The organism is uncultured Aquincola sp. (assembly GCF_964001545.1).
GTDB lineage: Bacteria > Pseudomonadota > Gammaproteobacteria > Burkholderiales > Burkholderiaceae_C > Aquincola.
Map to the genome: position 1 here is coordinate 1 of NZ_CAXFDV010000541.1, position 3436 is coordinate 3436.

General features: G+C 69.2%; 3 protein-coding genes and 1 pseudogene. 1 reads left to right on the plus strand and 3 read right to left on the minus strand.

Annotated features, from left to right (window positions below; genetic code table 11):
• Both ABNT58_RS18565 and ABNT58_RS18570 read right to left on the minus strand, forming a co-directional pair.
• Positions 1-1025: MCP four helix bundle domain-containing protein (locus ABNT58_RS18565; protein WP_348754923.1), on the minus strand; the 1025-nt coding region annotated here is incomplete at its 3' end.
• 266 nt (positions 1026-1291) lie between these two features.
• Positions 1292-2509, minus strand: coding sequence for a glycosyltransferase family 1 protein (locus tag ABNT58_RS18570; protein WP_348754924.1), 1218 nt, complete (start codon positions 2507-2509; stop codon positions 1292-1294).
• A 115-nt stretch (positions 2510-2624) separates the two neighbouring features.
• Here ABNT58_RS18570 and ABNT58_RS18575 point away from each other — a divergent pair, with 115 nt between their 5' ends.
• A complete protein-coding gene (locus tag ABNT58_RS18575) occupies positions 2625-3260 on the plus strand; it encodes an Mpo1-like protein (protein ID WP_348754925.1) in 636 nt (211 codons plus the stop codon).
• Here the strand turns inward: ABNT58_RS18575 and ABNT58_RS18580 are convergent.
• A pseudogene (locus ABNT58_RS18580) lies at positions 3245-3436 on the minus strand (glutamate-1-semialdehyde 2,1-aminomutase); the annotation flags it as partial. The gene ABNT58_RS18575 and the pseudogene ABNT58_RS18580 overlap by 16 nt on opposite strands.

A 3436-nucleotide genomic window follows, 5' to 3' on the forward strand; every position in this document is an offset into this window, starting at 1 on the left:
CCGCCGCGCTGGGCCAGCTGGCTGGCATCTTCGGCCAGCTTGCTGGCCTGCGCCGCGTTCTGCGCGTTGTGGCTCACGGTGGCCGTGAGCTGGTCCATCGTGGCCGCGGTCTGCTGACAGGCGCTGGCCTGTTCTTCGGTGCGCTGGCTCAGGTGCAGGTTGCCCTGTGCGATCTGGGTGCTGGCGGTGGCCACGCTTTCGGAGTTGCCGCGCACGGTGGTGACGATGGCGGCCAGCGACTGCTGCAGCCGATGCACCGCAGCCAGCGTGCTCTTGCTGTCTCGCGGGTGCATCACCACCGGCGTGACCAGATCGCCACCGGCCAGGCGGTTGACGGCTTCGTTCAGGCAGGCCGGTTCGGCACCCAGCGTGCGCAGCACGCGGCGGGTGATGGTCAGGGTGAGCCACACGCCGGCGCCCACCGCCAGCAGCACGCCGGCGATGGTGAGGTTGCGGTCGAAGCCGTGGCGGCGCTCGGCCTCGGCCTCGCGCAGCAGCGCAGCGGCCGCGGTGAGCTTGACCTGATGGTCAACCTCGGCCAGCAGCTCGGCCAGCAAGGGCCGGCATTCGGTGGCGATGCGCCGTGAGGCATCCGCCGTCTTGCCTTGCACCGCCAGGTCCACGATCTGCAGCGCCACCGGGCTGTACTTGGCTTCGGCCTTGGCCAGCTTGTCGAACTGGGCGCGTTCTTCGGGGGTGGAGCGGGCCGTGTTGGCCATCTTCTGGGCCAGCGCGTCCATGGCTTTGCCCATGGCCTTTTGCGCGGCCTCGACCGCGGTCTTCTCGGCGGCGATGTCCTGGGGGCTGGTCACGATCACCAGGTTGCGGGCCGCGACGGCGCGGGCATTGGCAGCCGCCACCACGTTGTTCAGCAGTTGCACCACTTCGGCGGGGCCGTCCACGTAGCGCAGGTAGTCGTTGCGACCATCCTGCAGGCCCTTCAAGCTGATGGCGGCCAGCACCACCACCACCGCCACCATGAGCGAGAAGCCCGATAACAACATCCCGCGAACCGATTTCAGCATTTCTTTCACCTGGCCGGCGAACGCACAGCGCCGGTGATGCTCTATCGGCCGCTGGGCGGCCAAACTGAGTGTGAAATGTGATCTCGGCCATCACGCCTGGAGCGTGGCGATCACGGGTGCCGCAGCGCACCAGCCGGACATCGTTGCGCTGGGTGACGGGTTCCCTGGCTGCGAGGCCTTCCGCCCATTGCTGCGGTCGGTTCTGCGCTCCGATGAAGTGATTGGAAACGATGCCCGTGACAGCGGCGTGTCACGACCATGTCGGTTCAGTGGCGGGACAGCTGCCCGGTGGCCATCGCCTCGGCGTCGGGCGCCGGACTGGCGTTGGTGCCGCTGGCCACCTGCCGCAGCCGCGCCTCGAAGCCTTGCACCACGCTGTCCCAGCCGATGGGTCGGGCGGTGTGCAGCGCCTGCGCGGCCAGCCGCTGGCGCAACGCCGGGTCGGCCGCGGCCTGAACGGCCAGCGCGACGAAGCCGTTGGCATCGTCCACACGCGCCAGCAGGCCGTCGTGGCCGTGGCGCATCAGCTGCCCGGCTGCAGCGTGATGGAAGGCGACGATGGGCAGGCCGCTGGCCAGCGCCTCCAGCGTGGCATTGCCGAAGGTCTCGGTCTGGCTGGGAAACAGGAAGAGGTCGAACGACGCATAGTGCGCCGCCAAGGCGTGGCCGCGCTGCACACCGGCCATCACGGCGCTGGGGCAGGCCGCCTGCAGCGCCGCCTGCTGCGGGCCATCGCCCACCAGCACCAGGCGGGCACGGGGCTGGGTGCGGCGGATCTGCTCATAGGCCTGCAGCGCCACGCCCAGGTTCTTCTCGGCCGCCAGCCGGCCGACGCAGCCGATCACCAGATCATCGGGCGCTGCGCCCCAGGTGGCGCGCAAGGTCTCGCTGCGGTGGGCAGGCGCAAAGCGCTGCGTGTCCACGCCGCGTGGCACCACATGCAGCCGCTCGAAGCCCTGCTGCGCCAGCTGCTGGCGCAAGGCTTCGGTGGGCACCAGGGTGCAGCCGCAGGCGTTGTGAAAGCCGCGCAGGTAGGCGGTGATGGGCCGCTCGAGCCAGCCGATGCCGTAGTGCGCACTGTAGGCGCTGAAGTTGGTGCGGAAGTCCGAGGTCACCGGCAGGCCCAGCTGGCGCGCGGCGCGCAGGGCCGACCAACCGAGCGGACCTTCGGTGGCCACATGCACCACGTCGGGCGGCTGCGCCTGCCACAGCCGCCGCAGCCGCGCCACCGCCGGCAGCCCCATGCGCAGCTGCGGGTAGCGCGGAATGGCCAGCCCCGGCAGCAGGTGCTGGCGCAGCGCGCCGGGCGGCGGTATTGCGGGCGCTTCCGCAGCCGGCCCATCGGCGGCCTGGCGTGGCCGTATCAAGGTCACCTCATGCCCGCGGCTGCGCAACCCTTCCACGAACTGCTGCGTGGTGGTGGCTACCCCGTTGACTTCCGGTGGATAGGTCTCGGTGACGAAGGCCACGCGCAGTGCATTCATGCCGCAGATGGTGCCGGGGCTGCGCAACAGCTTGATGACACCGGCCGGTCACGCGGCTTTCATCGGCGGCGGGCAGCATGGCCGGGCCCTCAGGCCCTTCATGGAGACCTTCCGCATGAAACGCTTCTTCGACACGCTGCGCGAACAGCGCTGGGACGACCACCGCTTCTACCACCAGAGCCGCATCAACCAGAGCCTGCACTTCATCAGCGCCATCAGCTTCCTGGTGGCTTACGTGCTGCTGTTCATCGACCCCGCGACGGCCGCGCTGATCGGCTGGCTGTTCTCGATGACCACGCGGCAGATCGGCCACTTCTTCTTCGAGCCGCGCGGCTTTGATGACGTGAACAACGTGACCGACGAATACAAGGAAGCGGTGAAGGTGGGCTACAACATCCACCGCAAGGTGGTGCTCATCGCGGTGTGCGTGGGCCTGCCGCTGATGCTGTGGCTGCAGCCTTCGTTGTTCGGCCTCATCACCCCGGCCACCAACTGGCAGGGCACGCTGCACGACATCGGCATCGCCTGGCTGGCGCTGGGCGTGGCGGGCCTGCTGTTCCGCGTGGCGCAGTTGTGGCTGCGCGATGGCGCGGTGCCCGCGCTGGCTTGGATGACCAAGATCCTGACAGACCCGGTGCACGACATCATCCTGTACCACAAGGCCCCGCTGGCCCTGCTGCGCGGCGAGCTGATCGACCCGATGACGCATGTGCGGCATCAGGTCCGGGGCACCGTTCAGCCGAATCGCTGACGGAACATTTCTTTCAGCAGGCCGCGGCGGATGCCGCGGTTGCTGAGCGAAGCGTCGTGCCACCACCAGCCGTCGGCCTGCATCTCGCGGGCCGCGGCCACGAAGCGGGCCGTCACCGCCTCCACGTCGGCCTGGCTGTGGTTGAGGCTGAACACGATGCGGCCGCTGCCCACCCA